This is a genomic window from Streptomyces sp. NPDC029466, assembly GCF_055574515.1.
Map to the genome: position 1 here is coordinate 22,868 of NZ_JBVHZH010000058.1, position 25,987 is coordinate 48,854.

Below are 25,987 nucleotides of genomic sequence, written 5' to 3' on the forward strand. Positions count from 1 at the left end.
TGTGTCCCGGCCTCGCCCTGATGCGCCGGCGGCCGTCGTGGAGGTCCCATTGGTTTCGACCAGCGCATTCAGCTCTGCGAGCGAGGTGACTTCCGGGACAGGCGTGAAGTGGTTGCGGCGGAAGTAGACGGTCTGCCCGTCGGCCCCGCCCCTTCTCGTGGGCGCCCTCGATGCCGGGCCGGCAGTAGAAGCTCTCGATGCCGAAGTGGGAGCGGAAGGCATATTCGTTGCCCGGTCAACCACATCCTCCGGTTCTAAGCTGAGAGCAGAGCCGCCTTTGTAAGGAGGTTTGCCCGATGTCAACAGGCACCCTTCTGGCGATCATCATTCCCGTCGTGGTGGTGGTTGCTCTGCTCGCCGTCGGGATCACGCTTTTCGTGGTCCGCCGTCGCCATCTGCGTGAACGCTTCGGCCCTGAGTACGAGCGCACCATTGAGGACGCTGACAGCCGGCGGGCCGGTGAGCGAGAGCTGAGGTCACGCGAGAAGCGACATGATTCGCTGGACATCAAGCCCCTGCCCAGCAGCAGCCGTGAGCGTTACAGCCGCGACTGGGCCGGCGTGCAGGAGGAGTTCGTCGACCGCCCGGAAGAAGCTGTGCATGACGCAGACCGGCTGGTGACGTCGCTGATGCACGAGCGGGGGTATCCGACCGAAGGCTTTGAGCAGCAGGTCAGGGACCTCTCCGTCGAGCACGGACGCACGCTGGAGCACTACCGGGTCGCCCACGAGGTCGATGCGCTCAGTACCCAGCACAAGGCCACCACTGAGCAACTGCGGGGCGCCATGGTGCACTACCGCGCCCTTTTCGACGAACTGCTCTCCGACGGCGGGGGACGTGAACGCGCACCCGCCTGAGCGAACCCCACCACAACAGCTAAAGGATGGGGAAATGCAACGCGATCGAGAAGCCGACCCCGGCCCCGAGCAGAGGGGCCTGACTACCGAAGATCTGGCTCATCCCCCCGAAGCCCCTCCAGACCCGGGAACAACATCACCCGCCGCCGAGGCACCCACCCTCCCTGGCGAGGCCACTCCGATACAAACGGAAACCTCCACTCCTGGCCCCGAGAGCACGGGCGCCGTTGAGGAGGAGTCCCCGCAGCTTCTCTCGGGAGAGGACGCCGACGGATTCCGCAGGCGCTGGCAAGAGATCCAAAGCAGGTTCGTGGATGAACCGCGCGAAGCTGTGCAGGGCGCCGACGCTCTGGTTGCAGAGGTCATGCAGAGCCTTGCCACGACGTTCGCCGACCACAAGAAGGCGCTGGAAGGACAGTGGAATCGCGGCGAGCAAGTCGACACCGAGGGCTTGCGCATAGCACTGCGCCATTACCGGTCCTTCTTCAACCGCCTGCTCGCCGAGTAACGGTCGGTGCCTGTGCCTGTGCCGCCCGCCATGACTTGGTGCCTTCGACTGCCACGCGCGGCCAGGGTTCGGCAGTGCGCGCCCGTTCCGCGCCGTGAGAACGCAGCACATCGGCGAGGACGGCGACCGTGTCGTAGCCCTCGAAGGCCGGCGGCGAAGGAGGGCGCTTCGCCCAGCCGCTCGTGGGGGATGCCGCGACGTGGACGGTGCCAATCCTTTGCCCCCGCAAGTGTCGATACCTGGTGGCGGAAGCGGCCGCTGCGGGACGCCGAAATGTGCACCGCGCACAGCAGGAACACGGTAGGGAGTGCTCGTGATGTGCATGCGCCGGTGTCGCGCCCGGTGAATGCGGTGGGACTTTCCCAGCTGGGCGCGCAGAGTCGATAAAGACGTGCTGCCTCGAGCTGCTCGTGCTGTGCGCGATGCCCCGTTGCCTCGTTCGCCTCTGGCCATGTGCTCGACTTGAAGCCCTTTTTGAGCGCACGAGTAGCTGGACTGTGGTTTACAGCCAAAAGTACGGATTGCAACGTACATATTGCGTGTCGAGGTGGCGCCGGGTTGTCTGCTCTGTGGTGATTGATGGGTAGATGAATGCGGCTGAAGCGGGCATATGGCGTGAAGTGAAGTGACGGGAGGTGGCAGGGGTGCGGAGCGGGCAAGTGGCCGGAAAAGTCGACTGTGGAGACGTCGAGTTGCGACGACCTGATAGAAATCGAGCGCGGCACGACGACTATGCGTTTCTCGCGCTTGGGTCGGTTCCAGGCTCTTAGGTCTGACGTGGCGGGAAGGCCCCAATGGGCCGTCCCAAATGCATGACGGGGGATGAGAAGTGAGCATTTCTTTCGAGTCCGGGAACGCTGCATATCCGTCGTGGCCGGCAATGAGGGGCGGCACTTTCTGTCGCTCGCATTCGCAGAAGTACCCGACGGGGTGGGACGCCGCCCTTGGACCTCCTGGCCGGCAGCGCTGTCTTGTCCACGAAACCGCCTCGAACTGATATGAGGCGGGCGGTCTGGTGTCGGGCCATGGACCAGGCCGACAGCTGATAGTGGCTGCTGTACAACGGCGACAACGGGGGATTCAGTTGAGATGAATATCTGGGCCTCGCCGAGTGATGTCGCGGCATCCGTCCGCGCCGTGCCCGACGCCGTCGATGAGCACCTCGACCACTCCCGCGTGGCCCGGCCGGCTGTGGAGAGCCGGGTGTTGCGGCCAGGCAGGGAAACCCGGCCATGGCGGCATCCGGCATGAACGCCGCAAGCGTCGGCGCTTGTTATGCCCTCGGCGCCACGAACGGGCCCCTGTGGGCTGAGACGAGCCGTCACGCCCTCGTCGTCGGCGCGGAGAAGATGACCGAGTGCCTGAACGCGCACGATGCCGACACGGAGACGGTATTCACCGATGGTGTCGGACAGTGGCCGTCCTCAAGGCCGATCACAGAGGTCGGCAATCCCTCCGAGGCGGCGTCCGTGCCCCCGGCGTTTTCCCGAGTCGTCGGCACCCGGCGAGATCCGGAGCGGGGACCCGGTTCTGCTGCTGGGCTCCGGTGTGGGCCCGGGCTGCGCGGCTCGGGTGCCCGGCCGCCGCGCCGGGTCCGAAGCCCGTGACCGAGACCGAAGCTCCCGCCACCGCCCTCTCAGCGACCAGGAGGACACTCTCTTGACCGGTCAGACGCGCACCACACGGTCCATGCTCTCCCGGGGGCTCTCGATCCTGACCTGCTTCCGTCCAGGGGACTTTGAGCTGGCCCTGTCCGAGCTCGCGCGTCGTGCCGAACTGCCCAAGCCGACCGCCCACCGTCTGATAGCCGAACTCGTCGACGCGGGCATGCTGGAGCGCGGGGACAGAGGCCTGCGCCTGGGGCTCAGCCTGTTCACGCTGGGCACGCGCGTACCCCGTCAACGCATGCTCAGCCAATTGGCCCACCCACACCTGAAGCGGGTGCATGACCTCACCCGGCAGAGCGCGTTCCTGTTCCTCCCGAACGGCCTCGACCCGGTTCTGGCGGGCGGGGTGCTCGGCGGCCCGGGGCCCGACCCCGGCACCGGCTCCCCGGCGGAGAGCGAGGCGGCGGCATGCGCGGTGGCGAAGCTCCTCCGGGTCCACCACGCCCGGCTCGTCCCCGCAGGCACCGGCCGTATCGAAGGGCGAGGGCGTCGCCGGGCCGTCCGCGAGCCGTCGGCAGAGGAGCTGGCCCGTGTCGCGGACCAGGGCTTCGCGATCGCCCGCAGCGGACCGGAGACGGTGGCGATCGCCGCGCCCGTGCTGGACGCGTCCGACATCCTGATCGCCGCGCTGGCCGTCGCGGGTCCCCCCGAGCGGATGGACCCGGCCCGGATGGCCGCGCACCTCCGGGCCGCCGGGGCAGGGCTCTCGCGCGCCCTGCGGAGCGCCTCAGGACCGGTTCCCGTGCCGTGAACCGCCGGTCCGTGCGCCGTCAGATCCTGTCTCTCATCCGGCACCGGCCCGGACGTGAGCGGCCGACGCCCTGCGACACCGCCCGGGACACCCATGTACTGGTCAAGCCGGACGGTGTCAGCCGGGGGCTGGCCCCGGAGGTGGTCCGGGCGTTGCAGCAGGCCGGACTGACCGTCGAACCCGTCGGCCATCTCCGGCTGACGCGGGCCCAGGCCGAGCGCTGGTACCCGGAGAAGCTGAACGAGCCGGACGGCCCCCTCACGCTTGCCTACCTCTGCGAGGGGCCCATGCTGGTGCTGGCCGTCGTCGGGGACGATGCATTGCGCCGTACGCGCCGCGTCAAGAAGGACATACGCCGCAGGTTCGGCACGGACGAGCGGCGCAATGTCGCCCACTGCCCGGAGACACGCGGCGAACGGGACCATGAGCGGGGAGTGTTCGGCCCCCTCGTACGGCCGTGCCGGTAGGGGGCGGCCGCACCGGTCCCGCCGACCGGGTCCGCCCTGCCGCTCACGCACGGTGGAAGACCACTTGGGCTGACAGTCGCTCCAGCCCACCCGCCTCGTCGTGCACCTGCTCCACGGCGTGCCAGCTGTCCTCGCCCCGTACGAGGAGCACTCCGGTGTTGGCGAAGGGAGTGACCCGCCGCACCACGTCGTCACCGGACGAGGAGCCCAGCAGCAGGAGATCACCGCCGCGTCCCGCTGGCCACGCTTCGTTGAAGTAGAGAACGTGGGTGACCAGCTTCTCCGGCTTGTCGACATGGGGGTCCAGCCAGCAACTCGGGCCGTACCGCCAGACGTTCACCTCGACGGGCGCGTCGCCGACCGGAAGGCCCGTGAGCTCGGCGACGGCCGCGCGGTAGGCCGGCCCCGTGACTTCGGTGACCAGCCGCCGCCAGGGTCCGGCGAGTCCGGCGGCGTCGGCCTCCCGGTCGTCCAGGGGGTGCAGTTGGCGGTGGTACATCGCGTACGACTTGGCCGTGCCGGTGCGGATGACCTTCCGGAACCCGTCGCGGGGAAACGTCTCGCGCAGAGCTTTCGCATCGGCGGGAGCGAATGTCTCCTGGACGTGGTACCAGCGGAACGGGTCGTCCTCGGCCGTCGTGCGGTCGAAGGAGACCAGCGGTGTGCTCAACGGACCTCCCCGGCACGCAACGGTTCGGGGGCACGGGGCGCCAGTTCCTTCGCCACGTCGAAGAGGAAGTGCTGAAGGTCGGCAGACCCCACCGCGTAATGGCAGTACTCACGCCGGATCCGCTCCAGTGCGGACTGTGCCGTCACCCCGCCCAGGAGCATGTCCAGGCAGCACAGCACGGTTCCCGTACGCCCGTGCCCGCCGAAACAGGCCACCTCCACAGTGACACCGTTCGCCAGCGCCGCGGCGGCTTCCTTGATCCGCCTCACCAGCAGCCGCCTCTCCACCGGGGCCTCCAGCGTGGGCCAGAACACGAAGTGCGGGGTACGGGCGTCCGTCTCGCCGCGCCAGCGCTCGTCGAGATAGAGGCCGATGTCGGCAGGTTCGGCGTACGGTGCCTGCTGACGGCGCTCCTCACTGTCCAGCGAGGTCCCCCACACCTCGTACGCGCCGACACGGTAAACGGTCCTCCAGTGACGGTCCTTCATGACGTCCTCATGTCTTCCCTCTCGTCCTGTACCGGCGCTCGCCCGCCGACGCCCGCCCCCGGGATCCAGTAGCCGGCCGTGTGGTACTCATCCGGGCCGAAGGCGGTCTTGAAGCGGGTCACCGAGGTGCCCGGGTAGGTATCGCCCATGTGGAGCGCCCGCGCGCCGCGCGCGCAGGCGTCCTCGATGACCAGGTGCAGCAGGTACGGCGCGGCGTAGGTGGGCGCGGCCCGGGCTTTGTCCATGGCTCCCTGCCAGTAGACGACGTACGGCCCCTGGTAGAGCGCCACCACCGCTGCGGCCGCCTGCCCGCCATGGCGCGCCAGCCAGACACGGCAGTGCGGGCCCAAGTGGTCGGCGACGGCGGTGAACTTCGTCAGCGGGTTCTTCGCTCGCACCCGCCGGCGCACTGCTCCCGCCGGCTCGTCCGACTGGCGGTCCCATCGGTCGAGCGACAGCTCGAAGAGCCGGTCGAACTCCGGGAGGAGCCGGCCCGAGCCGTCGTGTTCGACCGTGAGTCCGGCCCGTTCGGCTCGCCGTACAGCGGAGCGCAGCGTGCCCCGGAAGCGGTGGCGCCACACGTGGTCGACGCCGCCCTCAAGAGGCAGGATCTGCGTCATCCGCGGATTGCGCCGGGTACCTGGCGGAACCAGCGCATCCCACATCGCCGTCGACGCGGGATGCGGACGCAGGTAGACCCGTTCCGCGGGCAGGGACGCCAGGTCACGCAGCACGGCCCTCGCGCGGTCGGGGGTGACCGCGTCGGGAGCGCCGAGCACACCGCCCACGCCCCACCCCTCCGGCCACGACGCGTACTCCGCACAACTTCCGGCCGCGGTCCGCACCAGTGGCACCAGCAGCCTGGTGCCGTCGGGCCAGGTGTAGAGGCGCGTGGCGTCCCGCCAGCCGTGCGCGCACACGGCCGACCGCCATCCCGGCGTCTGGCTGGGCAGCGCGTCCTGACCGGCCGCGGCGAGTGTGTCGCGCCACTCGTGATCCGGCACCGGCGTTCGCACCCGGACGCCGTCCTCCAGTACTGAGGCGCTCATCGAAGGCCCTCCGGTAGATCGCTCGCGCGGGCCGGCTGCCCGGGACGCACGGGGGCGGGCGGGGGCGCGGTCAGCAGCCCGCGCACCCGTGCCACGTCGTCCGCCGCCACGCCGAGCGTCAACAGGGCTTCCTCGATGCCGCTGTGACGTGTGGTCACCTCGGTCAGCCAACGTTCCATCGTCACCGGGGAAGTACGCAGCCGGGAGAGGTACTCCTCACGGGTGTGGCCGCGCCGCAGCCATTTGTCCCTGAAGCGGTCGGCCTTGGCGACCAGATCGGTCGTGCCGGCAGCGTAGTCGGCGGCGATCTCCTGCCGGGGCGCGCCGACCAGCGCCAGCAGGGAGGCCACGACCACACCGGTGCGGTCCTTGCCGAAGTGGCAGCTCAGCAGGAACGGACGGTCCGCCGCCCCGGCGAGCGCCCGGAACAGGAGCGGCCAGCTCCCGGGGGCCGCATCGGTCAGGATGCCGTGCAGGTAACGCGTGCGGTCGGTGACACCGGGCCGTCGCGCGGCGATGGTGTCACGCGCATACCCGGTGAGCGGCACGCGCAGCCAGCGCACGCCGTGGGCGAGCAGTCCGCTCGGCGGCCCGTAGCGCTCCACCTCGGAGTCCGAGCGGAGGTCCAGTACCGACGCCAGGCCGTGCCGTGCCACGAGTACCCCGGCCTCCTCCGCCGTGAACGCGGTGAGGTCGCCGGACCGGTGCAGAACGCCGGGCCGCAGACCGGATGCCAGGGGCATGCGGTAGTTGATTCCGGGCGCGGTGGGCACGGCGCTCACCGCGCACGGTCCGGCAGGGCGAGCGTCGCGGTGACCTCGTCCCAGAACCGGGGGAAGTCGGCGTTGACGTCCGGACCGTAGTGGACCCTGAAGCACGGCAGGGCACCGAGCGCGGTGAGGACGTCCGCGCGGACAGCGGGCTCGGGGCGCGGGCGTGGCAGCAGGCCGAGGTAGTCGGTGTAGTTCCGCAGGTCCGGCCCGGACAGCAGGGCGCTGCCGAGCGCCTCCGCTCGGTCGGTGACGGGGTCGATCTTCCAACCCTTGCGGTACCTGTCCGCCTGTGGCAGCACGATGCCCGCCGGGCGAGTTTCCGTGGCTACGGCGGCTCCGGTCAGCGAGGTGAACTCGTCCAGATCCGCGAAGATCCGCTTCCGGCTGTCGGGCGTGGTGCTCCAAGTGGCGTCGGCGAACACCCGTTGAGTGCCGGAGCGGTGGCGCCGCAGCGTCGCGCTCTCGAAGGCCTCGCGGGCTGGATGACCTGCGAGCAGGGCCGTGGCGATGCCGATGCGTTTCGGCCACCCCCACAGGGCCGGCGGGTCGCCGACCTGACGCGCCCAGGCGACGAGCGTGTCGTCGGACACGAAGTCCGCGCCGCTCAGTGTGACGGCGAGGAAGGCCAGCGACGACTTGCCCCGGTGCTTGGGCCCCAGCATCACCACCGAGGAACCCTTCACGGCCACGGCCGATCCGTGCAGGAACACCGCCCCACGACCGGTGAGTTGCGCGCCGAGGAGCGTGCCCAGTAACCGGACGACGGCCCGTACGGAGGCGGGCCCCGCGTCCGGCGCCTCGACGGACACCGATCCGGTGCCGGGCGTTGCGGTGATGACGAGGGGGGCACTGTCGGCCTCGCCGTCGCGCAGGAGCACGGTGCGGTCGGCGGAGCGCTCCAGGATGACGAAGCGGGGCCCGTCCGGGTGCACCAGTAGCTGTGGCGCGGTGCCCAGTTCCTGCGGGGCGGGCAGGGCGGTCCGCGCCGTGACAGTCAGGCTCGGTGCCGTCGGGGACGCGGCGTTGCCCACCTCGAACAGGGGGTGCACCAGGGCCCTGATCGCCGCTCGGAGTCCGGGCAGCGCACTGTGCACCGTCAGTTCCGCGGGTGGCAGAGCGAGCCGGAACGTCCCGGCGGTCGCACGCGGCTGCGTCGGACGGGGGCCGGTCTGCGGAGATGCGGCGGTGACGGCCATGGGCCTCCTTCGTCGGGTGCGTGGAGGCACGACGGCTCCGCGGGTCCTGACGGTGTCATGGTGGCCGACCCGACGGGGGCTGGAGAAGGCGGTGTTCCCCCAGGTGGAACGGCGATCTGCTCGGTTCGCCGTTCGTTCCGCCCGGCGGAATGCCGGAGGCGCCCGAAGGGCCCGGTGGCACGGATAGGGTGCGGTGCGTGATCGAGATCGTGCAATACCGCGATGCCTGGCCGGCCCTCTTCGCGGAGCTGGGCTTGCGCCTGCGTGCCGGACTCGGGGACGTCGCACTGCGCATCGACCACATCGGCTCGACCGCGGTGCCGGGTCTGAGAGCGAAGCCCGTGATCGACATCCAGGTGTCCGTCGACGCGTTCGAACCCGTCGGCTTCCGTGCACCGCTGGAGGCCGCGGGGTTCGCGTTCCGCGCCGGCAACCCCGACCTGACCAAGCGGTACTTCCGCGAGACGTCCGGCCCCCGCACCCATGTGCACGTCCGGCGGGCGGGCAGCTTCGCGGAGCAGTTCTGCCTGCTGCTGCGCGACTACCTCCGGGACAGCCCCGCGGACGCGGAGCTGTATGGAGCGCGGAAAGCCCTGCTGACCGAGCGGTACGGCACGGACCGGCGTGCCTATACCGCGGAGAAGTCCTCGGTGGTGTGGGAGCTGGTCCGCCGGGCCGACGTGTGGGGGCAGGCACGCGGCTGGCAGCCCGGCCCGAGCGACGCCTGACCCCGGCGCCGTCAGGCGCCCGGACCACGCAGCTCGCCGTCACGGCCGAGCGGCGTCGTGACCACCGTGAGGAACACGAGGACAGCCGTGACGGCTCCACCCGGGCCGGTCGGCATCAGGCCGGCCGGCGTGAGCACCGTGGCCGAGAGCACAAGGGCGTACAGGACAGGCAATCGGGCGCGCATGCCGTCGGCTGCGGCGCGGCGCGCGCCCCGGACCGTTGCGGCCGCCACACGCGCGGAGAACTCCGCGTGGCGCAGCAGGAGCAGCGGGACAAGCGCCGCCCAGGACGGGCCGGTCCAGACGTCCTCCGTGGCGGTGCGCACGATGCGGCGCACCGCGCGGGCCGCGTCGGCGTCGGCGCCGCTGAGGGCGGGCGCGGCGGGGGCCGACACGGTCCGGCACAGCGGCAGAAAGGCCAGCGGTAGCGCTGGGTGTACGGCGAATGCCACTCCCAACCGCAGCGCACGGTCCACGGTATGACGGGCCGTCAATGACGAGGGCCCGGCCGGTGGTGAGTGCGCGAGTTTTCGTACGGCGGAGGCGCGGGCGCCCGTCCAGTGGCCCATGACGCAGGCGCAGCAGAACGCGACGCCCGCACCGTACAACGGCGGCTCCGGCGCCCCGCCGGTCCGTGCCGCGTGCACCACCAGGCCCACGGCAGCACCGAGCAGAGTGGCCGCCGCGCCCAGCAGGCCCGCGACCACGGGCAGATGACACGCGCGCTTCACGACGTGGCTCTTTCGGGCACGGGCTCGTCAGGCGCGACTCCCTCGGGCGCGGCCCCGTCGGGCCCGGCAGACACCCGCACCCGCACACGGGTACGGGAACCCCAGTCGGCCAGCACCGCGGCCAGGAAGGGGTCGGGCTCGCCGGGCAGCAGCACCTCTGTCGCACCCAGTTCGAGGAGGGTACTGACCCGAGCGGCGGCGACCTTCTGCCACGTCTCCTCGTCCAGATCGACACCGCCCGAGAACTCGGCGGAGGGCACGGTGTGCCAGCCGCGCGGCAGGGACTGCGCGAGATCCTCCAGATGGCACAGCCGTACGGTATGGGGAAGCCGTACCGGCACGGAGTCGTCCGGGGCGAGGGCACCCAGGTGCACGTTCTCGGCGAGGTCGGCAAAGCCCAGGCGGCCGGGCCGCGCCGGGACGACGACGAGCCCGGCGGGCATGACCCCGGGATCCTGGTCGTCCGGTACCGACGCCCGCTCGACCTCCCGCAGATGTCGCTGCGTCATCCGCCGGTGTCGTACGGCTTGCAGGTCCACCGCCGTCAGGCCGTACAGAAAGCGGGCGAGCAGGACCGCGGCCGAATACAGGCCCACTGCGGCGTCCGGTCGGCGCGTCGCGGCGAGCGCCGGTACGAGCGCGGCGCCGGCGGCGAGCACACCGATGAGCACGGCGACGATCCGCGTCTCGCGGCGGCGGGCATCCCAGCCGGCCCGTCCGGTGCCCTCCGCGCACAACCCGCGAGGACGCACCACCAGACCGAGGGCGAGTGCGACGCACAGGCCCGGACCGACCGCCAGAGAGGGATCCACAACGGCAAGAGCCACGCACAGGCTTGCGAGCATCAGCAGGAAGCCGGTGACGTGGGCGAGGGCGGCGACGGCCGCACCCGGTTTCGGCTCCCAGCGGATCGCGACGCCCGCCGCGGCGTACAGGTGGTCCCGCAGCGGCCCGGGGTCCCGGTGGCCGGGGGCCGGGCCCAGCCGCTGCACGGCGCGCAGCAGCCGGATGCGGGCGGCCCGGTCCCGGGTGCGGGCGGCCGGGGCCAGCGCGGCGGTGCCCAAGGCGGTCCCGGCCTGGTACAGCAGCCAGCATCCGATCAGCCACCAGAGCACGGCGGCCGTCGGACGGACGAGCAGCAGGACGCCCGTCGCGCATCCGGTGGCGCGCAGGACGGCGCCGCCGATGACTCCTGGCAGCCCCCACATACCGGTCACGACGCCGGGGAACGGCGGCCGGACGGCGGGGCACCGGGCGCGTCCGCCAGGACACGGCGCAGGGCCTCCTCGGCCCGGTGCCGGACGGGGTCCCAGGTGAGGGCGGACCCGGCCACCTCACCGACAAGGTCGGCGACTCCCCTCACCTGGGCGGGACGGATGGGGAACGGCCACACCAGGCAGCCGGCGTCGGAAGACAGTGAGTGCGCCCCGACTGCTGCCGCCGTTGCCTCAGGGGTGACCGCACGCGTGGTGGGGACGTCCCCCTCGGCCGGGGACAGCACCACCAGCTTGCCGAGCGGGGCACAGTCGGCGGTGCGGACGTCCAGGACGCGCTTCGACTCCGTGGGGGTGAAGACCACTTTGTCCGGTGTCCGCGGCAGGTCGGCCAACCGGCAGCGGCCGTCACCGTGGCGCAGCAGAGCGGCATCGCGCACCCGCATCGCGAGGCCCAGCCCTTCGAGCGTGCCCCAGCGGAAGCGGGGCAACAGCCCGGTCCCCACGGCCCACCAGCCACCTGGGCCCGGCACCAGCAGGGTCCGGTCGCCGCTCACGAGGCAGCCACCCGCCCGGGCGAGACGCAGGGCGAGTGTGCTCTTGCCCGTACCGGAGTCGCCGAGGAACACGACGGCCCGTCCGTCCCGGCCGGTCGCGGCGGACGCGTGCACCGTCAGGCCCCCGAGTGCCGTGAGTGCGGCCGCCACCAGGGCCCGCAGCACGATGTCGCCGGTTCGCGCGCACTGGTCGGGGCCGCTGCCGTCGTCATGCAGGATCGTCCACTGCCCGTTTCGGTGGCCGACGGCGTGCCGTGGGAGCGCCGGGTCCGCCGCGTCCGCAGGACGGTTGCCGCAGCACAGCCACGTCCCCTCCGGGGCACGTCGGTAGGTTTCCTCGCGCAGCCGCCGGGCGGGCCCTGATGCCACCCGCTCCAGCCGGTCCAGCGCCGCCGGGTCACGTGTCGAGCGCACACGGAGGCGGATGCGGCCGTTCGGGGGCCAGACCGAGGGCGTGGTCGTCACGAGCTGCGCCGCGACCCGTGCGGTCTCGGCGCCGTCGCCGGCCGTGTACGACCAGGCCACCGGCCCCCACTGTGCGGTCGCCGTCGTGCCGTCGGGCGGTTCGGCCGTCATGTCAGGGGGCCTCCGCCCGCCGTGCGGTGAGCAGTGAGGGCAGCAGTCGCCCGCCGAGGTATTCCTCCCGGGCGGTGGTGAGCGTGCGGTGGATGAGGTCCACCGGCTCCTTGCCATAGATGTGGGCCACGCTCCCGCGGAACAGCCTCACCACCTTCAGCCGGTCCGCCAACAGCGCCACGGCCCACTCGCGCAGATCCCTGCGCACCACCTCGGTGAATCCGGCCGCGCGCAGTTGCCGCAGTCGGTCCGGCAGGGAGGTGACGAAGAAGACGTCCGACGGGTGCACCTCGTGGAAGGCGGCGGACGGCTCGCGGCCCGGCGGCGCCAGGCTCACCTCCTCGGTGACCACGAGCAGTCCCCTGGGGCGCAGCAGGCGGGCCGCCTCCCCCAGGACCGCGCCGGGCCGCGGGAAGTGCGGCATCGAACCGGTCACGACGACGACGTCGAGTGTCCCGTCGGGCAGGGGTACGCCGGACGCATCGGCGCAGATCTCGGTCACTTCGGAACGTTCCTGGGCGGCGGTGATGCGCCGGCTGACGGCACAGTGCTCGGGGACCAGGTCGATGCCGTACATCCGCGCCACGCCACCGCGGCCGTCGGCGAGCGCGTCGGCCAGGTACCGCAGCGCGCCGCCGAAGCCGCTGCCCAGTTCGCCCACGGTCAGCACGTCATCCGGGAACGTGTCGCGGACGAGACGGGTGATGAGATCGCAGCCCTGGGGGCCGAAGTGGCCCATCTGGTCCAGGCCCAGCAGTCCCTTGGGGCCGCTCTCCCCGGTGAACTCGACGATGGAGGCTTCCGTCCGCTCCCAGTCGTACAGGGCGGGGAAGAGCTCCTGGTGATAGCGGTGCTGCACCCGGGCCTGCTCGGTGTCGCCGTGGCGGCCGGGGGCCGGGGTCACCATGTCGCGTGCTCCTCGGACACGAAGTGCACGAGCAGGACGCGCCGGTCCTGCTCCGCCCGGTCGGCGACCGGCATCACGGTGTGCCACGAGTGGGGCGAGGGGACCAGCAGTACCGAGTCGGTCAGTCCCGGCAGGATCTCGGCGGCGACGTCGTCCACGGCGGGGGAGCGCAGGATGCGCAGTGCTCCGCTCCATTCCGGGCGCCAGCCTTCGTTGAAGTACCAGGTCTGCGTGACGGTCTTGTCGGCGCGGTCGGTGTGCGGGTCGATCCACGACCCGGAGCCGTACCGTACGGCGCGCACCTCCAGGGAACAGCCGTCGAGGTTCCGGCCGGTGGCTTCGGCGACCGCCGCGGGATAGCCGTCGTCCAGCAGGGAGCCGACCAGGCCCTGCCACAACGGCGTCAGCCGGCGCATGCCCTCGGGCAGGGGGACGCCGCCTCGGACCAGCGCCAGGTTCCACGTGCGGTAGCCCTTGCCGGCAGAGGTGCCACCGGCCCGCTCGGTGAGGGCGAACCCCTCGGAGGGAAACTCCGCGGCGAGACGGCGTCGGACGGGATCGCCGGGCAGGGAGTCCGCCACCACCCCCCAGGCGAAGGGGTCGCGGGCCATGGTCGTGCGGGCGATGGCGGTCCGGTCGAGTACTGCGGCGGTCGTCATGCGGTTTCTCCCGTGTCCTCCGGCACGTCGATGTGTGCTCCCAGCGCGGTGAGCTTCGCGGGCAGGTCCTCGTAGCCGCGGGCCAGGTGGCCGACGCCGTGCAGCCGGTGCGGGACGCCGGTCCCCAAAGCGGCGAGGAGCAGGGTGGCGGCCGCCCTCAGGTCACCGGCCGCCAAAGGCTGGGGAGAGGGCTTCAGCGGACCGGGGGAGATGCGCAGCTCGTTTCCGGCCCGGTCGAGCACCGCGCCCATGCTGCGCAGGCCCTCCGCATAGCCGAAGCGGTTCTCCCACACGCCGTCCGTCAGCCGTGACGGTGTGTCCGCTCCCAGCAGCATCAGCGCGAACAGCGGACCGGCGTCGCTGTACAAGTGGTGCGAGGCGGCGAGGACTTCGGTTCCCCGCAGGTGCTCCGGCGGCCTGATCCGCAGCAAGGACCCGTCCCAGCTCAGGGGGACGCCCATCGCGGCGAGGCACTCCAGCTCCGGGGCGAGACCCGAGCGGACCACGTCGGGCCGTTGGAGCACCAGGTCCAGATCGCGGCGCAGATGGACCGCCCACGCGATGAACGTGACGATCTCCATCAGGTCGGAGGGCAGCGTGACGTCCGCACCGCCGAGCGGGCCCCGCAGGCCCTCCACCGTGATGCGCTCCCGGGACACCTCGATCCGCGCTCCGGCCCGGCCCAGCACCCGCGCCAGCTCCAGCGCGTCGGGCTTGGGGTACGGGTTGTCCAGCACCGTCGTTCCCCGTGCGGTGACCGCAGCGAGCAGCGCCGTCTTGGTCGCACCCGAATAGTGCGGACCGGTGGGTGTCCCGGTGCGGGGCTCCGGCTCCGCGAAGTCCGCGAGGTCGATCCGGGCGCCCCGCAGCCCTCCCCGGGGCGCCGAGGCGCGGAACCCTTCGCCGCTCACTTCGCACTCGGCACCGAACCGCTCCAGGACCGCGGCTATGTGGGACAGCGGACGGGAGCCCAGCGTCCCGCCCCCGATCGCGCAGCCGCCGTGCCGGCCGGAGCGCACCTCGCCGCGCGTCGCGAGCACCGTCGGCAGCAGGTACACGCCGCCGTGGATGCCGGCACTCCAGTGCGTCGGAATGCCGGCTCCGTTGAGGCCGGACGCATCGACGGTGACGCGAGGCCCGTCATCGTCCACCGTGGCACCGAGATGCCGCAGCATCGCGGAGAGCAGTCTGCGGTCCTCGATCCATGGGGCGTTGGCGATGCGCCACGGACGGTCGGAGAGACAGGCGGCAGCCAGGCTCGGCACGAGCAGGTGCTTGAAGCCGCCCGAGGCGAGCGTGGGGCGCGGGACGGCCGGTCCTCCGAGGACGGTCCAGTACGCCGCCGGTGCGGTGGGCGCGCGGTGGTGGTCGGGCGGGCCGCCGTCCACGACGGCCACGGCGGGTGGGGTGTTCGGCACGCGGCTGCTCCTTGGGATGTGGTCAGCCGGGCGGCGTCACCCGGCGGTGTGTGCCGTCCCGCCCTCGGTGAGGTCGCCCGGATGACCGAGGACCAGCACGAGGAACCACGGCTTGCGCGACAACTTCTCGAACCTCTTGCCGAACTCCTCCCGCCGGGCCGGGTCGGCGCGCGGTTCGTACAGCTCACGCAGGGCGAGCCCGGCGCGGTGCACATCGGAGATCATGCGGCCGAGGGGGCGCCGGAAGAACCGGACGACCGGGGTGGGCGGCCCGAAGCTGGGCCATTCGTCCTGCAGTTCCTCGATGCGGAAGTAGTCGCCGCTGGGGGACATCTCGAAGTCGTTCAGCGGATGGTGGGTGGAGAGCACCACGGTGCCCCCCGGTGCAAGGACCCGGCGGAACTCGGACAGCGCCGGAACCCAGTCCTCCAGGTAGTGCAGGGTGAGGGAGGACACCACCACGTCGACGGATGCATCGGCCAGGAAGTCCAGCGGCTCGCGCAGATCGTGCACCCGCACCTCGGCCCGGTCGCCCAGCCGTTCGCCGGCCAGCTTTACCAGCGTGGGACTCGCGTCCAGCGCGACGACCCGCGCCGCCCCCTGGTCCACCAGCCAGCGCGTCAGCTGTCCGCCCGCGCATCCGGCCTCCAGGACCCGCCGCCCCGCGAGCGGCGGGCACTTGTTCTGCACAGCGGGACGGTCCAGCAGCGTGTTGTAGATGTTGTCCACGCTGCCCCGGTCGTACTGGACGGCGAATTCCTCGTAGCTCCTGTCGCGAGCCATGGTGCTCCACTCCTCATCGCACTCGGCAAGGGCCGGGCACCGATGCCCCGTCCTCCGTGTGCCGTGCCGCGGCGGCCCCCTCGGCGCCGGTCCCCGGACCGTCGGCCGGGCCGCCCGGGGCGCCGTCCTCCGGCAACCTATCGCGGGGTTCGGAGCCGGCGTCGGAGGCGTTTCGTGCGGCGGAACGGAATTCGTCGGGGACCGCCGCACAGGTCGCGTCCAGGAGGTCGAGAGCCTCCTCGACCTCCTCGTCGGTGGCCACCAGCGGCGGGAGCAGGCGGATCACCTCCGGCTGTCCCAGGCACGGGGACACCACGAGCCCGCGCCGGCTCAGCTCCAGCAGGACGTCACCGGCCGCACCACCAGGGCCGAACTCGACGCCCCACAGCAGCCCTTGGCCGCGGACCTCGGTGACCAGCCCGGCGTGACGGTGCGCGATCCGGCAGAGCCCCTCCGCCATGAGGCCCGCCAGCCGCTCGCCCCGGGGCGCGAGCTCCTCCACCGCACGCAGCGCGGCGCTTCCCGCGGCGGCCGCGAGGGGATGGCCCGAGAACGTCGTGGTGTGCACGAACGGGTCGGTGGCCAGCGGCCCGTACAGCTCCTCGGTGGCCACCAGCGCGGACAGCGGCTGGACACCGCCGCCCAGGGCCTTGCCGAACAGCACCGCGTCGGGCCGCAGTCCGGCGGCGACGCTCAGCGCCCGCTCCCCGCACCGCCGCAGGCCCGTCTGGACCTCGTCGGCGATCACATACGCCCCGTGCTCACGGGCGGCAGCGGTAAGGGTGGCCAGGAACGCCGACGGCATGGTCCGGACGCCGCCCTCGCCCTGCACTGGTTCCACGATCACTGCGGCGACGTCCCCTTCCGCGAAAACCCCGGGCACCGCTGCGGGGTCGGCGGGGATGTGTGACACCCCGCCGAGCAGCGGCTCCAGGGACTGGCGGTAGCGCCGGTTCCAGGTGGCGGCGAGCGCCCCCAGCGACTTTCCGTGGTAGGCGCCCTCGACGGCGACGACCCGGGTCCGGCCGGTGGCCAGCCGGGCCAGCTTGAGCGCGGCCTCCACGGCGTCGGACCCGTTGAGACCCAGCCACACCCTGGTCAGACGACCGGGGTCGGTGTAGTCGACCAGCTCGGCCGCGAACTCGGCGGTCGTGCCGTTCGCCAGGACACGGGTGGAGACCGCCATCGCCTCCAGTTCCCCGCAGACCGCGCGCAGCACGTCCGGATGCCGGCGCCCGAGCAGAGTGACCGCGTAACTGCCGAAGTCCAGTGCGGACCGCCCGTCGGAGAGGACGATCCTGGCCCCGTCCCCATGGGACTCGACCGCCCCCGCGCCGTTCATGCCGTACACGAGGGCCAGCCCCGGTGAGAGGTGTGCCCGCACCCGGCTCAGCACGGCACGCGCGTCCGGGTCCGACCCCGCCTTCTCCGGCGCCGCACTCACCTGCTCCCGCCTCCCGCCCGCACGGCCGTGGCAACCGCGGGGTCCGGCGCGCTGTCCCCGAGCGCGCCGAGGATCTGGACGAACCACTGGTGCACCGCCGCCGTCGCGTAGCCGCCGGACGGCAGAAAGAACGAGAGGGTGCAGGCGAAGCGGCCCGGGTGCAGCGGATCCGGCTCGACGCGATGGACCGAGATGTGCGTCTGCAGCACCGTCGGGCGGGCGGCGGTACTGCGGACGCACACGCCGTCCGTCCAGCGGTAGCGCACGTAGTCCAGCTCCGGGCAGCGCGCCGCGAGGCCGAGCACGGCGGCGCGCGTGGTCGCGAAGGAATAGGGCAGGCCCTCCCGCTCGACATGGGCCACCTCCATGCCGGCTGCTTCCCGTAGCAGGGCCCGCACCCGCGCGTTCCACTCGTACGAGGCGTGCGCGCAGCGGTAGAAGACGGGGACACGAGGGTCCAGACGCTGCCAGAACTCGTGGGCGGGCCCCTGGTGATCCAGCGCCTGCGCCCCCTCGGCGGACCCGGAGCGGCGCAGCAGATCCAGCGCGGTGTCCTCGTCGCCGGCGAGCAGGGCGCCGCCGATCAGATGGGTCTGCTTGGGGCCGCCCGGCACGCCGAAGCGCTGCGTGTCGTAGTAGTTGACGAAGAAATGGGTGTGCCGCCGGGGGCCCTCTGTCAGGGCCGTGGCCGAGGGCTCGTCCAGGTCCCGGACGATCAGCCGGAAGCAGTTGCCGTCCAGCTCTCCGGTCCGCAGTGCCGTGGTGCCGGTCCCGTGCGGCGCCACGTGCCAGCCGCGGTCCTCGCCGCAGGAACGGCCGCGTGCGTTGGCGCGTTCGATGTCCTCGGGAGACAGCTCGGTGCGGACCGAGACGAACTGCTCGGTGATGCCGTCCTCATCCTTCAGCCCGGCAGCCGCCACGTCCTGCGCGTTCACACCGAACGCCTCAGCGAGTGCGCCGAGCGCCTCATGAGTGGTCAGGCCGCGCTTCCACAGCAAGAGGTAGGTGTGCGTGGACGCGTCGTGCGGTGCCGTCTCCAATCCGAGGGTCTCCGTGACGCGGAAGTCCTCCGGCAGGACTTTGAGCAAGGGCAGGTGCATCGGGTCTCTCCGGACTCTGGACGGCTGACGGGCAGCCCGCCCGGACGACAAGGCGGGGGGAGTCGCCGGGAGAAGCTGCGGGACCAGGCAGCCCCCGGAGCTGGAGCGCTGGACACCCTCCCGGGTGAGCCGCTCTCCGCGCGCCAGCCGCCGTGGTGACCGGTGGTTGCGCCCTGCTCGCGCGGAGGAGCGTCTTCGGGGACTGCCGCCCGCTGCCTTCGGCGTTCCCGTACCCGAACGGGGAGCCCGACCGTCCGGCGCACGGGCCGGAAGGGCGCCTCGCCGCGTACGACCGACACGACGACCACTGAAGCGGATCACATGGGATTCATGAGGTGACAGGTGAGGACTCAATGGCGTCGAGCCGTGGCGGCAGTTGTGCCTCGGCAAGTTGTACCGGTCGTCCGCTTCCTGGATAAGGGCTGTTCCGCGCACCGGAACACTTCCCGGTCCTCCTTGCCGCGCCCTCTGCCGCCTGCCTACGGTGACCGGGCTGCCGGGCCCGTGGAAGTCCGCTCCCCAGCTCCCTCGCTCACCGTCAAGCTGCGCCGGGAGGCCCCAGACCGTCATGGAACACACCTCTGTACCGGCCGCCTTTCCGGAGCGGCACGTTCTCGAAGGGCGCTTCCAGAAGTTCCTGGAGGAACGTGGCCTCGACATCGGCGACGTGATCGGCGAGACCGACCAGGGCCTCGGCCGGCCGGCGCTCGCCGTGGCCGCCGGTTCGGTGCTGGCCGGGTTCGGCAACCATCGCAGCGACCTCGATCTCCTGGTGCTCGTCGAGAACGATCAGCTCACCAGGTTCCCCATCCAGTCGCACCGGCACGGCACCCTGATCGACGTCAACATCCGTCAAGCGAGCGTGGTCCGGGACCGTACCGCACGCCTTCGCGACAGCTTCTGGCCCTGCTTCACCACGGTCACCCAGGAGGCATGGAACCACCGGCGCCGCACCATCAAGACCGCGAGTCGGCTGGCTCTCGGCCTGCAACTGCTGGTCACCGAGCCGTGGAAGAGCTGGCACGCCGGCCTGCGGGAACCCTGGCTCGCCCGGATCGTCGAGCAGTGGTGGACGGTCGAGGCGCACCGGCTCGCCCGCGCCGCCCAACTGCTCGCCGGCGAACGGCCGATGGCCGCCGCGGTACGGGGCCGGGAGGCCGTCGTGGCCGCCCTGAACGCCCGAGCCGCCGCTGCCGGACAGATCTACTTCACCGAGAAGTGGGTCGGCGAGAAGCTCAAGGCCGCCGGGGACCACGAGTCCCTCGCTCTCCTCCGCGAGGTCCTCACGCCCCCGCTCGCCCCCCTCGACCGGGTGACACGCTGCCTCGACATCGTCCATGAACTGACCGCCCCTGAGGCGCCCTTGCACGCCGTTCTGCGCTGGGCGACCGGTATCGGCACGGCACGATTGGACGACCGCACGGTCGTCGACCGATGGCAGCTGCGCGCGCTGGAAGTCCCGCGCACCGACCTGCCGCCCGCGGAAACCGACGACATCCTCTGGTCGGGACCGCCCCACGCCGACCCGCCCGCGGACATCAAGCGGCTGTTCGTGCACGACATGCTGTGGCTCGGCATGGCGATTCCGCAGGAAGGGGCATCCGGACGATGACAGCACCGCACACCGAGACCCACGAGCCCCTGCCGGATGTGCGCCGGCTCATGGCCTTCCGTTCCCATGGAGCGGTTCGACTGCTGCTGAAGTGCCGTGCCGCACAGGAGGACGTCGAGGGCGCGGTATCCGCGGAACAGCCCGAGGTCGCGGTCCTCATGGCCTACGACCTGGTGCAGCTCTCCCTCTCCGTACGGGGTCTGCGCACCCACGGCGAACTGAACTACACCGGTGAGCAGGCGAGCTTCGACCCGTTCGCCGGAGTACCGGCAGCCGACATCGCGGACGGTCTGCGGCTCGCCGCCGACGGCCTGGAGGCCATTCCGCAGGGGCGGGGCGAGGAGTGGCTGGACCGGCTGCGCGCCCATCTGGACGTCACCGAAGGGCAGCTGGGCTACCCGCACAAGCTGCCCGACGTCCGTGCCGGCAGCGGTCTGATGAAGGGCTTCAAACTGGCCCGCACCTGGTCGCCCCATCTGGAGCGACTGGGGCTGCCGGACGTCATGCCGAGCAACTGGACCCGGCGTGCCGACTGACGCCCGCACCGCCCCCGACGCCGGCCGGGCGGGCGACGGCCCCGCCCTGACCCTGCACGGCATCACCAAGCGGTACGGTCCGGTGACGGCGCTGAGCGAGGTGGACCTGGACGTCGCGCCGGGTGAGATCGTGGGCCTGCTGGGGCACAACGGCGCCGGCAAGACGACCCTGATGTCCATCGTGGCGGGGCTGCTGCGTCCGGACACCGGGTACGTCCGGGTCCTCGGCAGGGACCCGGTGCGGCAACCGCACGAGGCCCGGCGCCGGCTCGGACTGGCGCCCCAGGAGCTGGGCGTCTACATGCCGTTGACGGTGCGGCAGAACCTCCTGTTCTTCGCGGAGCTGGCCGGACTGCGCGGCCGCGCCGCCGACCGCCGTATCCAGGAGGTTGCCGAGCCCCTGGGGCTGACCGAACTGCTCGGCCGGCGGGCATCGCGGCTGTCCGGCGGGCAACAGCGACGCGTGCACACCGCGATGGCCCTGGTGCACCGGCCGCCACTGCTGCTGCTGGACGAGCCGACGGCCGGGGTGGACGTACAGACCCGTGAACAGCTCCTGGAGATGGTCCGCACGATGGCAGCCGAAGGCACCGCCATCTGCTACTCGACGCACTACTTGCCCGAGGTGGAGACGCTCGACGGCTCCGTCGCCGTTCTGAACGGCGGCCGCATGATCGCCCGCGGCACGCTGAAGGAACTGGTCAGGCAGTACGGCGACAGCGGCGTCGAGCTCTCCTTCTCCGGCGGCCCGCCCGAGCTGTCCCTGCCCTGGCCCGTGGTGCGGGACGGCCGCGTCCTGCGGGTGACCGTGGACCAGCCGCATCTGGCCGTGGCGCGGGTGATGGAGGCCCTTGGTGAGGCGGCCGGCGAGCTGGTCAACCTCAGGCTCGTCCAGCCCAGTCTGGACAGTGTGTTTCTGCGGGTCACGGGACGCCGGTACCACGAAGGCGCCGAGGAGGACACCACATGAACCAGGGTTCGCCCGGACGGATCGCCGCTCTGGTCCGGCACGACATCCGGCTCCAACTGCGCGACCCGGCACCTCTGCTCGTCCGTACCGTGATGCCCCTGCTCCTCATGAGTTTCATGCAGCCGCTCTTCCGTACGGCGCTGCGGGCCGAGCAGGTCGAGGGCGCCACGGGCGCGGAGCAGGCGGTACCCGGCATGGCGGTCATGTTCACGTTCTTTCTCGTGAACCTGGTGGGCTTCGGGGTCTTCCGGGAGCACGGGTGGAAGACCTGGGACCGGCTCCGGGCGGGACTCGCCAGGCCCGGCGAGGTCATCGCCGGCCGTGTCGTCGTCCCGCTGGGTATCGCCGTGCTGCAACTCGCGGTGGTGTTCCTGGTCGGCGGGTTCCTGTACCACCTGCGGGTCAGCGGGTCGTGGCCGGCGCTCGTCGCGGTCGGCGCGGCACTGGCGCTCTGCGTGGTCATGTTCGGCATGGCGCTGGTGTCGCTGTGCCGGACGGTCTCCCAGCTGGCCGTGTTCGCGAACCTCGCGGCACTGCTGTTCGCCGGCCTCGGCGGTGCGCTGACACCACTGTCCGCCCTGCCGGACTGGGCGCGTCCGCTCGCACCGGGAGTGCCCAGCTACTGGGCGATGCGCGGCTTCACCACTGTCGTCATCGACGGCGGCGGAGCCGGCGCGGTGATGCTGCCCGTGGCGGTGCTGCTCGGCTTCTCCGCCGCATTCGCCGCGGTGACGCTGATGTTCTTCCGCTTCGAGCACCAGAAGGTCTCGTGGTCATGACAGCCGGAGAGCTGGACACGGGGGACGAGATGAACGACCGGACACTCACTACGACAGTGGTGGTCTTCGACTGCTTCGGCACGGTCATCACCGAGCGGCGCCCCATGCCGGGCCCCGACGACTTCACCCGGGCGGTCGCCGAAGCGCTCGTCCTGGACCGGAAACTGGCCGCCGAGGTCGTGAAGGAGGTGTTCACCACGTTGTACACCGCACTCGTCGACAAGTCGGCCCTCCAGCCGGCCACCCGCGGCGTACTCGACACAGCACTGCGGAACCGGGGCGTGACACGCCCGGCGGAGGACCTCGACCGGGCGCTGTGGCGGGCCCTCGGGTGCGAGGACGACGACCGGTACGAACTGTGCGGACCTGCCGCCGATGCCATGCGCCGGACGGCCGAGGCCGGGCACACGGTCCGACTGCTGTCGAACTGCTATCTCCCCGGCAGCCTGATGCGCCGCCTCCTGACCCACCTCAAGGTCCCCGAGGTGTACGACCGTGCCCACTTCACCGCCGACGGCGGACCGAAGAAGCCGGATGCCCGGGCCTTCGACCTGATCAGTGCCGGCCCGTTCGGACGAAGGATCATGGTCGGCAACTCCGACGACAACGACATCACCCCGGCCCGCCGCCTCGGCTGGGACGTGGTTCCCGTGGACCCCGGCCGCCCGGACTTCGGGGAGCTCTACACGCTGCTGTTCCGTGACACGCGGGAATTCCGTTCCGTACAGAGAAACACCCGCTGATCGACCGGTCGCCCGCGGGCTAGCTTTGACGGCACATCAGCACATCGGCACCTCGCACCGCATGGCCCGTCCCGCCCTTCCACTCCGCGCCATGCCGAAGGAGTTCCCTGTGAGAGTCCTGGTCATCTGGCCTCCCCATGTACCCAGTTACTTCAACGCGGGCCACCACACCCCGCTGTACATGACGGCCCGCCACCTGCGCCGACTGCCGTCGGTGGACCAGGTCGACGTACGGGACGCCGGTGTGCTGAACACACACTGGAAGGCGATCGGTGACCTCCTCTACCAGGGCCGCTACGACGTCATCGCGATGATGAACGACTTCGACGCCGTCGACGGCTTCGAACGGTTCACGGCCTACGCCCGCGAACTGTCCCCGGACAGCAGGCTGATCACCTTCGGCCGCCTGAGCAGCATGAACCCCGGCTTCTTCCAGCGATACGGGCTGGATGCCCTCGTCCGGTCCGGTGACTACGAGGCGGGCGTCGCACACTACGTGGAGTCCCTCGCCACCGGTACACCCCACGCTGCTCTGCCCGGTGTCGCCGTGCGCGACGGGGAACGGTGGGCCCCGTCCTCGCGCGACGGCGACAGCCTGGCCCCCGAGGAGTGGACGCTGCCCGATGTACGGGAGATCCCGTACGAGCACTATGACCGCCTCTACGCGCGCGACGAGGACAAGTTCTGCGGCATCCCGTTCCGCCGCGAACTGGTGGTCCCAGTGGCCCGGGGCTGCCCCATCGGCTGCGAGTTCTGCGAGGTGCACGAGATCTTCGGGCTCCGCGAGCGGCGACTGTCCGTCGACGCGACCGTCGCGTACATCGAGGAGAGCCTGCAGGCCCTGCCGTTCGAGTACGTCTCCTTCTACGCGCCCACCTTCACGCTCGACAAGCGGTGGGTGCGCGAGCTGTGCGACCGGTTCCTGGCCGGCCCCGTGTCACCGCGGTGGAAGTGTGCCACGACGGTCCACCATCTCGACGCGGAACTGGTGGAGTTGATGGGCGGGGCAGGATGCGTACGCATCTCGGTGGGCCTGGAGACCCTCGAACCCGACGGCCACGGCTCCCTGCCCCGGGCCAAGCGGATCGAGGAAAAGAGGTTCAGGCAACTCGCGGAGCAGTGCGCCCGGGCGGGCATCGAGCTCAACGCCTTCGTGATCATCGGTCTGCCCGGCACCGGGCCGGAGGGCGCCAGGCGCACACGGGAACTGGTGGAGCAGGTGGGCGCGCGCTTCCGCCCCACGATGTACACGCGGCTGCACGACATGACTCCTTCCATGACACCGATGCAGATCAGCAGGTACAACCGTCATCTGATCGCGGACCCGCACCACGCACCGGACGACGGCCTCTACGACTTCCTGTTCGGCCGGGAGATCCGGGTGACGTCCGTGCACGAGCGGATTCCCACGGCCGGCGCTCGGAGCGGCGCATGAGCGCGCCGCAGGCCGTCTCGCTCACGGACGCCGTGCCGTTCCCCACACAGTCGGCGGTGTGGGGGTTGCCGTGGGAACCCCGGCGGCAGCGGGCCGGTGTGCTGAACCTGAAGAGCTGCGAACTGCGCCACCCCCTGGCGGCCGAGCTCGTGTCGTCGGCGGCGCGTCGGCTCAGCGCCGCGGACCTGATGTACTACCCATACCAGCAGAACCTGCTGGCCGCGCTCAGCGACTACCAAGGCCACGAGCCGTCCGGCATTCTGCTCACCGCCGGCTCCGACTCCGCCGTCGGCCTCGTCGTGGACGCCCTGGCGACCGGCGCCGGGAGCCTGATCCTGCACGAGCCGACGTTCGAGAGCTGGCGCTACTACGCCGCCCTGCGCGCTGTGCCCGTCGTGAGCTGCGCCGCACTGGAGGCCGGGGCCTCCCGACTCGAACTGACGGGGCTGCACCGCACGATGGCGGACCACCCCCCGTCGGTGGTGGTGGTCACCAACCCGGCGAGCCCGTCCGGTCTCACCCTTTCACCGGCGGAGATGGCGGAAACGGCCGAGCGCGCACGGCGGGCCGGCCATCTGCTCGTCGTCGACGAGTGCTACGGCGCCTTCACCGGCATCACCCATGTCCCGCTGGTCGCCTCGTCGCCGCACCTCCTGGTCGTCCGCTCATACTCCAAGACCTTCGGACTCGCCGGGGCACGTATCGCCTCGGTCTCCGGGTCACCTGAGCTGGTGTCCTACCTGTCCCGGTTCCGGCCTGACAGCACGGTCTCGTCCACGGCACTGGCGCTGCTGCACACCCTCCTCGAGGACGTGGACCGGTTCGCCGAGGTGTGGCGCGATGTGCGGGCCATCCGCTCCGACTTCGTCCGGGAGGTCCGCGCCGCACACCCCGGGTGGAGCGCACTCGACCCGGGTGGCAACTTCGTGACGTTCCGGACCGGTGACCGCGCGCTTCCTGTGCGGATGGCACGTCACCTGGACAGCCATGATGTGCGTATCCGTCCGCTCGACGACGTACCCGGACTGGAGACGTGCCTACGAGTCTCCCTGGCTGACGCGCCCACGATGCGGAAGGTGGTCGCGCTCATGAACGACCCGGTGGCCGTTCGATGACCCACGCGGTGGCGTGCAGGATCGTGGTGCTGGGCAGCCCTGGCAGCGGCAAGTCGACCTTCAGCCACGCCCTGGCGGCCGGCACCGGTCTGCCCCTGATACACCTCGACGACCTGTACTGGCGAGCGGGCTGGAGCAGGCCCTCGACGCCGGAATGGGAGCGGACGGTGGAGCGGCTCACCGCAGGACCGTGCTGGATCATCGACGGCAACTTCGCCGGCACCGTCCGGCAGCGCGTCGCCCGGGCCGACGTC

The 25,987-nt window shown here is 71.4% G+C and carries 28 protein-coding genes; 14 read left to right on the forward strand and 14 right to left on the reverse strand.

The genetic code is table 11. The features are described 5' to 3' along the window. Positions 1–296: 296 nt before the first annotated feature. The 5 genes from ACZ4XD_RS32590 (at position 297) to ACZ4XD_RS32610 (ending at position 4,250) form a co-directional block, all read left to right on the forward strand. Positions 297–857 (forward strand): hypothetical protein, encoded by a 561-nt coding sequence (locus tag ACZ4XD_RS32590; protein ID WP_468048070.1) that lies wholly within the window; start codon positions 297–299, stop codon positions 855–857. A 34-nt stretch (positions 858–891) separates the two neighbouring features. Beyond that, positions 892–1,365: a hypothetical protein gene (locus ACZ4XD_RS32595; RefSeq protein ID WP_468048072.1), complete on the forward strand. Its 474-nt coding sequence runs from the start codon at positions 892–894 to the stop codon at positions 1,363–1,365. A 1,247-nt stretch (positions 1,366–2,612) separates the two neighbouring features. Beyond that, entirely contained in the window at positions 2,613–2,972 is a 360-nt protein-coding gene (locus tag ACZ4XD_RS32600; protein ID WP_468048126.1) for a beta-ketoacyl-[acyl-carrier-protein] synthase family protein, read from the forward strand. Positions 2,973–3,024: 52 nt separating this feature from the next. Beyond that, positions 3,025–3,783, forward strand: coding sequence for an IclR family transcriptional regulator (locus ACZ4XD_RS32605; RefSeq protein WP_468048074.1), 759 nt, complete (start codon positions 3,025–3,027; stop codon positions 3,781–3,783). Positions 3,784–3,794: 11 nt separating this feature from the next. Next, complete coding sequence (locus tag ACZ4XD_RS32610; RefSeq protein WP_468048076.1) at positions 3,795–4,250, forward strand: nucleoside-diphosphate kinase; 456 nt, start codon at positions 3,795–3,797, stop codon at positions 4,248–4,250. A gap of 43 nt (positions 4,251–4,293) precedes the next feature. On the opposite strand, the gene ACZ4XD_RS32615 is transcribed toward ACZ4XD_RS32610, so the two are convergent. The 5 genes from ACZ4XD_RS32615 to ACZ4XD_RS32635 are packed head-to-tail and all read right to left on the reverse strand — an operon-like array spanning position 4,294 to position 8,426. After that, entirely contained in the window at positions 4,294–4,920 is a 627-nt protein-coding gene (locus tag ACZ4XD_RS32615; RefSeq protein WP_468048078.1) for a 2OG-Fe(II) oxygenase, read from the reverse strand. After that, positions 4,917–5,408, reverse strand: a complete 492-nt coding sequence (locus tag ACZ4XD_RS32620) for a protein-tyrosine phosphatase family protein (RefSeq protein WP_468048081.1) — start codon at positions 5,406–5,408, stop codon at positions 4,917–4,919. Before ACZ4XD_RS32620 ends, ACZ4XD_RS32615 begins: the two co-directional genes overlap by 4 nt. Further along, positions 5,405–6,457: a GNAT family N-acetyltransferase gene (locus ACZ4XD_RS32625; RefSeq protein WP_468048083.1), complete on the reverse strand. Its 1,053-nt coding sequence runs from the start codon at positions 6,455–6,457 to the stop codon at positions 5,405–5,407. The genes ACZ4XD_RS32620 and ACZ4XD_RS32625 overlap by 4 nt, the downstream gene beginning before the upstream one ends. Beyond that, positions 6,454–7,200, reverse strand: coding sequence for a tyrosine-protein phosphatase (locus tag ACZ4XD_RS32630; RefSeq protein WP_468048086.1), 747 nt, complete (start codon positions 7,198–7,200; stop codon positions 6,454–6,456). The genes ACZ4XD_RS32625 and ACZ4XD_RS32630 overlap by 4 nt, the downstream gene beginning before the upstream one ends. A gap of 35 nt (positions 7,201–7,235) precedes the next feature. Continuing rightward, a complete protein-coding gene (locus ACZ4XD_RS32635; protein WP_468048088.1) occupies positions 7,236–8,426 on the reverse strand; it encodes a hypothetical protein in 1,191 nt (396 codons plus the stop codon). 197 nt (positions 8,427–8,623) lie between these two features. On the opposite strand from ACZ4XD_RS32635, the gene ACZ4XD_RS32640 reads away from it, so the two are divergent. Further along, positions 8,624–9,154, forward strand: a complete 531-nt coding sequence (locus tag ACZ4XD_RS32640; RefSeq protein ID WP_468048090.1) for a GrpB family protein — start codon at positions 8,624–8,626, stop codon at positions 9,152–9,154. An 11-nt stretch (positions 9,155–9,165) separates the two neighbouring features. On the opposite strand, the gene ACZ4XD_RS32645 is transcribed toward ACZ4XD_RS32640, so the two are convergent. The 9 genes from ACZ4XD_RS32645 to truD are packed head-to-tail and all read right to left on the reverse strand — an operon-like array spanning position 9,166 to position 18,543. Then, the gene (locus ACZ4XD_RS32645) at positions 9,166–9,885 is read right to left on the reverse strand and encodes a hypothetical protein (RefSeq protein ID WP_468048092.1); all 720 of its coding nucleotides are present in this window, start codon (positions 9,883–9,885) and stop codon (positions 9,166–9,168) included. Continuing rightward, positions 9,882–11,102: a hypothetical protein gene (locus ACZ4XD_RS32650; protein WP_468048094.1), complete on the reverse strand. Its 1,221-nt coding sequence runs from the start codon at positions 11,100–11,102 to the stop codon at positions 9,882–9,884. Before ACZ4XD_RS32650 ends, ACZ4XD_RS32645 begins: the two co-directional genes overlap by 4 nt. Continuing rightward, the gene (locus tag ACZ4XD_RS32655) at positions 11,099–12,232 is read right to left on the reverse strand and encodes a hypothetical protein (RefSeq protein WP_468048096.1); all 1,134 of its coding nucleotides are present in this window, start codon (positions 12,230–12,232) and stop codon (positions 11,099–11,101) included. The genes ACZ4XD_RS32650 and ACZ4XD_RS32655 overlap by 4 nt, the downstream gene beginning before the upstream one ends. Before the next feature lies 1 nt (position 12,233). Further along, positions 12,234–13,139 carry a class I SAM-dependent methyltransferase gene (locus ACZ4XD_RS32660; protein ID WP_468048098.1) on the reverse strand — a complete coding sequence of 302 codons (906 nt, stop codon included), beginning with the start codon at positions 13,137–13,139 and terminating at the stop codon, positions 12,234–12,236. Next, positions 13,133–13,798: a 2OG-Fe(II) oxygenase gene (locus tag ACZ4XD_RS32665; RefSeq protein WP_468048100.1), complete on the reverse strand. Its 666-nt coding sequence runs from the start codon at positions 13,796–13,798 to the stop codon at positions 13,133–13,135. The genes ACZ4XD_RS32660 and ACZ4XD_RS32665 overlap by 7 nt, the downstream gene beginning before the upstream one ends. Beyond that, entirely contained in the window at positions 13,795–15,216 is a 1,422-nt protein-coding gene (locus tag ACZ4XD_RS32670) for a hypothetical protein (RefSeq protein WP_468048102.1), read from the reverse strand. The genes ACZ4XD_RS32665 and ACZ4XD_RS32670 overlap by 4 nt, the downstream gene beginning before the upstream one ends. 36 nt (positions 15,217–15,252) lie before the next feature. Further along, positions 15,253–15,999 carry a class I SAM-dependent methyltransferase gene (locus ACZ4XD_RS32675; RefSeq protein ID WP_468048104.1) on the reverse strand — a complete coding sequence of 249 codons (747 nt, stop codon included), beginning with the start codon at positions 15,997–15,999 and terminating at the stop codon, positions 15,253–15,255. Between the two features lie 13 nt (positions 16,000–16,012). After that, the gene (locus tag ACZ4XD_RS32680) at positions 16,013–17,443 is read right to left on the reverse strand and encodes an aspartate aminotransferase family protein (RefSeq protein ID WP_468048105.1); all 1,431 of its coding nucleotides are present in this window, start codon (positions 17,441–17,443) and stop codon (positions 16,013–16,015) included. After that, a complete protein-coding gene (truD, locus tag ACZ4XD_RS32685) occupies positions 17,440–18,543 on the reverse strand; it encodes a tRNA pseudouridine(13) synthase TruD (RefSeq protein WP_468048106.1) in 1,104 nt (367 codons plus the stop codon). Before truD ends, ACZ4XD_RS32680 begins: the two co-directional genes overlap by 4 nt. A 568-nt stretch (positions 18,544–19,111) precedes the next feature. On the opposite strand from truD, the gene ACZ4XD_RS32690 reads away from it, so the two are divergent. The 8 genes from ACZ4XD_RS32690 to ACZ4XD_RS32725 form a co-directional block, all read left to right on the forward strand. Continuing rightward, a complete protein-coding gene (locus tag ACZ4XD_RS32690) occupies positions 19,112–20,155 on the forward strand; it encodes a hypothetical protein (RefSeq protein ID WP_468048108.1) in 1,044 nt (347 codons plus the stop codon). Next, positions 20,152–20,691 (forward strand): hypothetical protein, encoded by a 540-nt coding sequence (locus ACZ4XD_RS32695; protein WP_468048110.1) that lies wholly within the window; start codon positions 20,152–20,154, stop codon positions 20,689–20,691. Before ACZ4XD_RS32690 ends, ACZ4XD_RS32695 begins: the two co-directional genes overlap by 4 nt. Further along, positions 20,681–21,661: an ABC transporter ATP-binding protein gene (locus ACZ4XD_RS32700; RefSeq protein WP_468048112.1), complete on the forward strand. Its 981-nt coding sequence runs from the start codon at positions 20,681–20,683 to the stop codon at positions 21,659–21,661. The genes ACZ4XD_RS32695 and ACZ4XD_RS32700 overlap by 11 nt, the downstream gene beginning before the upstream one ends. Next, entirely contained in the window at positions 21,658–22,440 is a 783-nt protein-coding gene (locus ACZ4XD_RS32705; protein ID WP_468048114.1) for an ABC transporter permease, read from the forward strand. Before ACZ4XD_RS32700 ends, ACZ4XD_RS32705 begins: the two co-directional genes overlap by 4 nt. Further along, positions 22,437–23,183, forward strand: coding sequence for an HAD family hydrolase (locus ACZ4XD_RS32710; RefSeq protein WP_468048116.1), 747 nt, complete (start codon positions 22,437–22,439; stop codon positions 23,181–23,183). Before ACZ4XD_RS32705 ends, ACZ4XD_RS32710 begins: the two co-directional genes overlap by 4 nt. Before the next feature lie 109 nt (positions 23,184–23,292). After that, positions 23,293–24,618 (forward strand): B12-binding domain-containing radical SAM protein, encoded by a 1,326-nt coding sequence (locus tag ACZ4XD_RS32715; protein ID WP_468048118.1) that lies wholly within the window; start codon positions 23,293–23,295, stop codon positions 24,616–24,618. Then, on the forward strand, positions 24,615–25,733 hold the full coding sequence (locus tag ACZ4XD_RS32720) for an aminotransferase class I/II-fold pyridoxal phosphate-dependent enzyme (protein ID WP_468048120.1): 1,119 nt from the start codon (positions 24,615–24,617) through the stop codon (positions 25,731–25,733). Before ACZ4XD_RS32715 ends, ACZ4XD_RS32720 begins: the two co-directional genes overlap by 4 nt. Then, the coding region (locus tag ACZ4XD_RS32725; RefSeq protein WP_468048122.1) for a P-loop NTPase family protein at positions 25,730–25,987 on the forward strand (258 nt) is incomplete at its 3' end. The genes ACZ4XD_RS32720 and ACZ4XD_RS32725, both read left to right, overlap by 4 nt.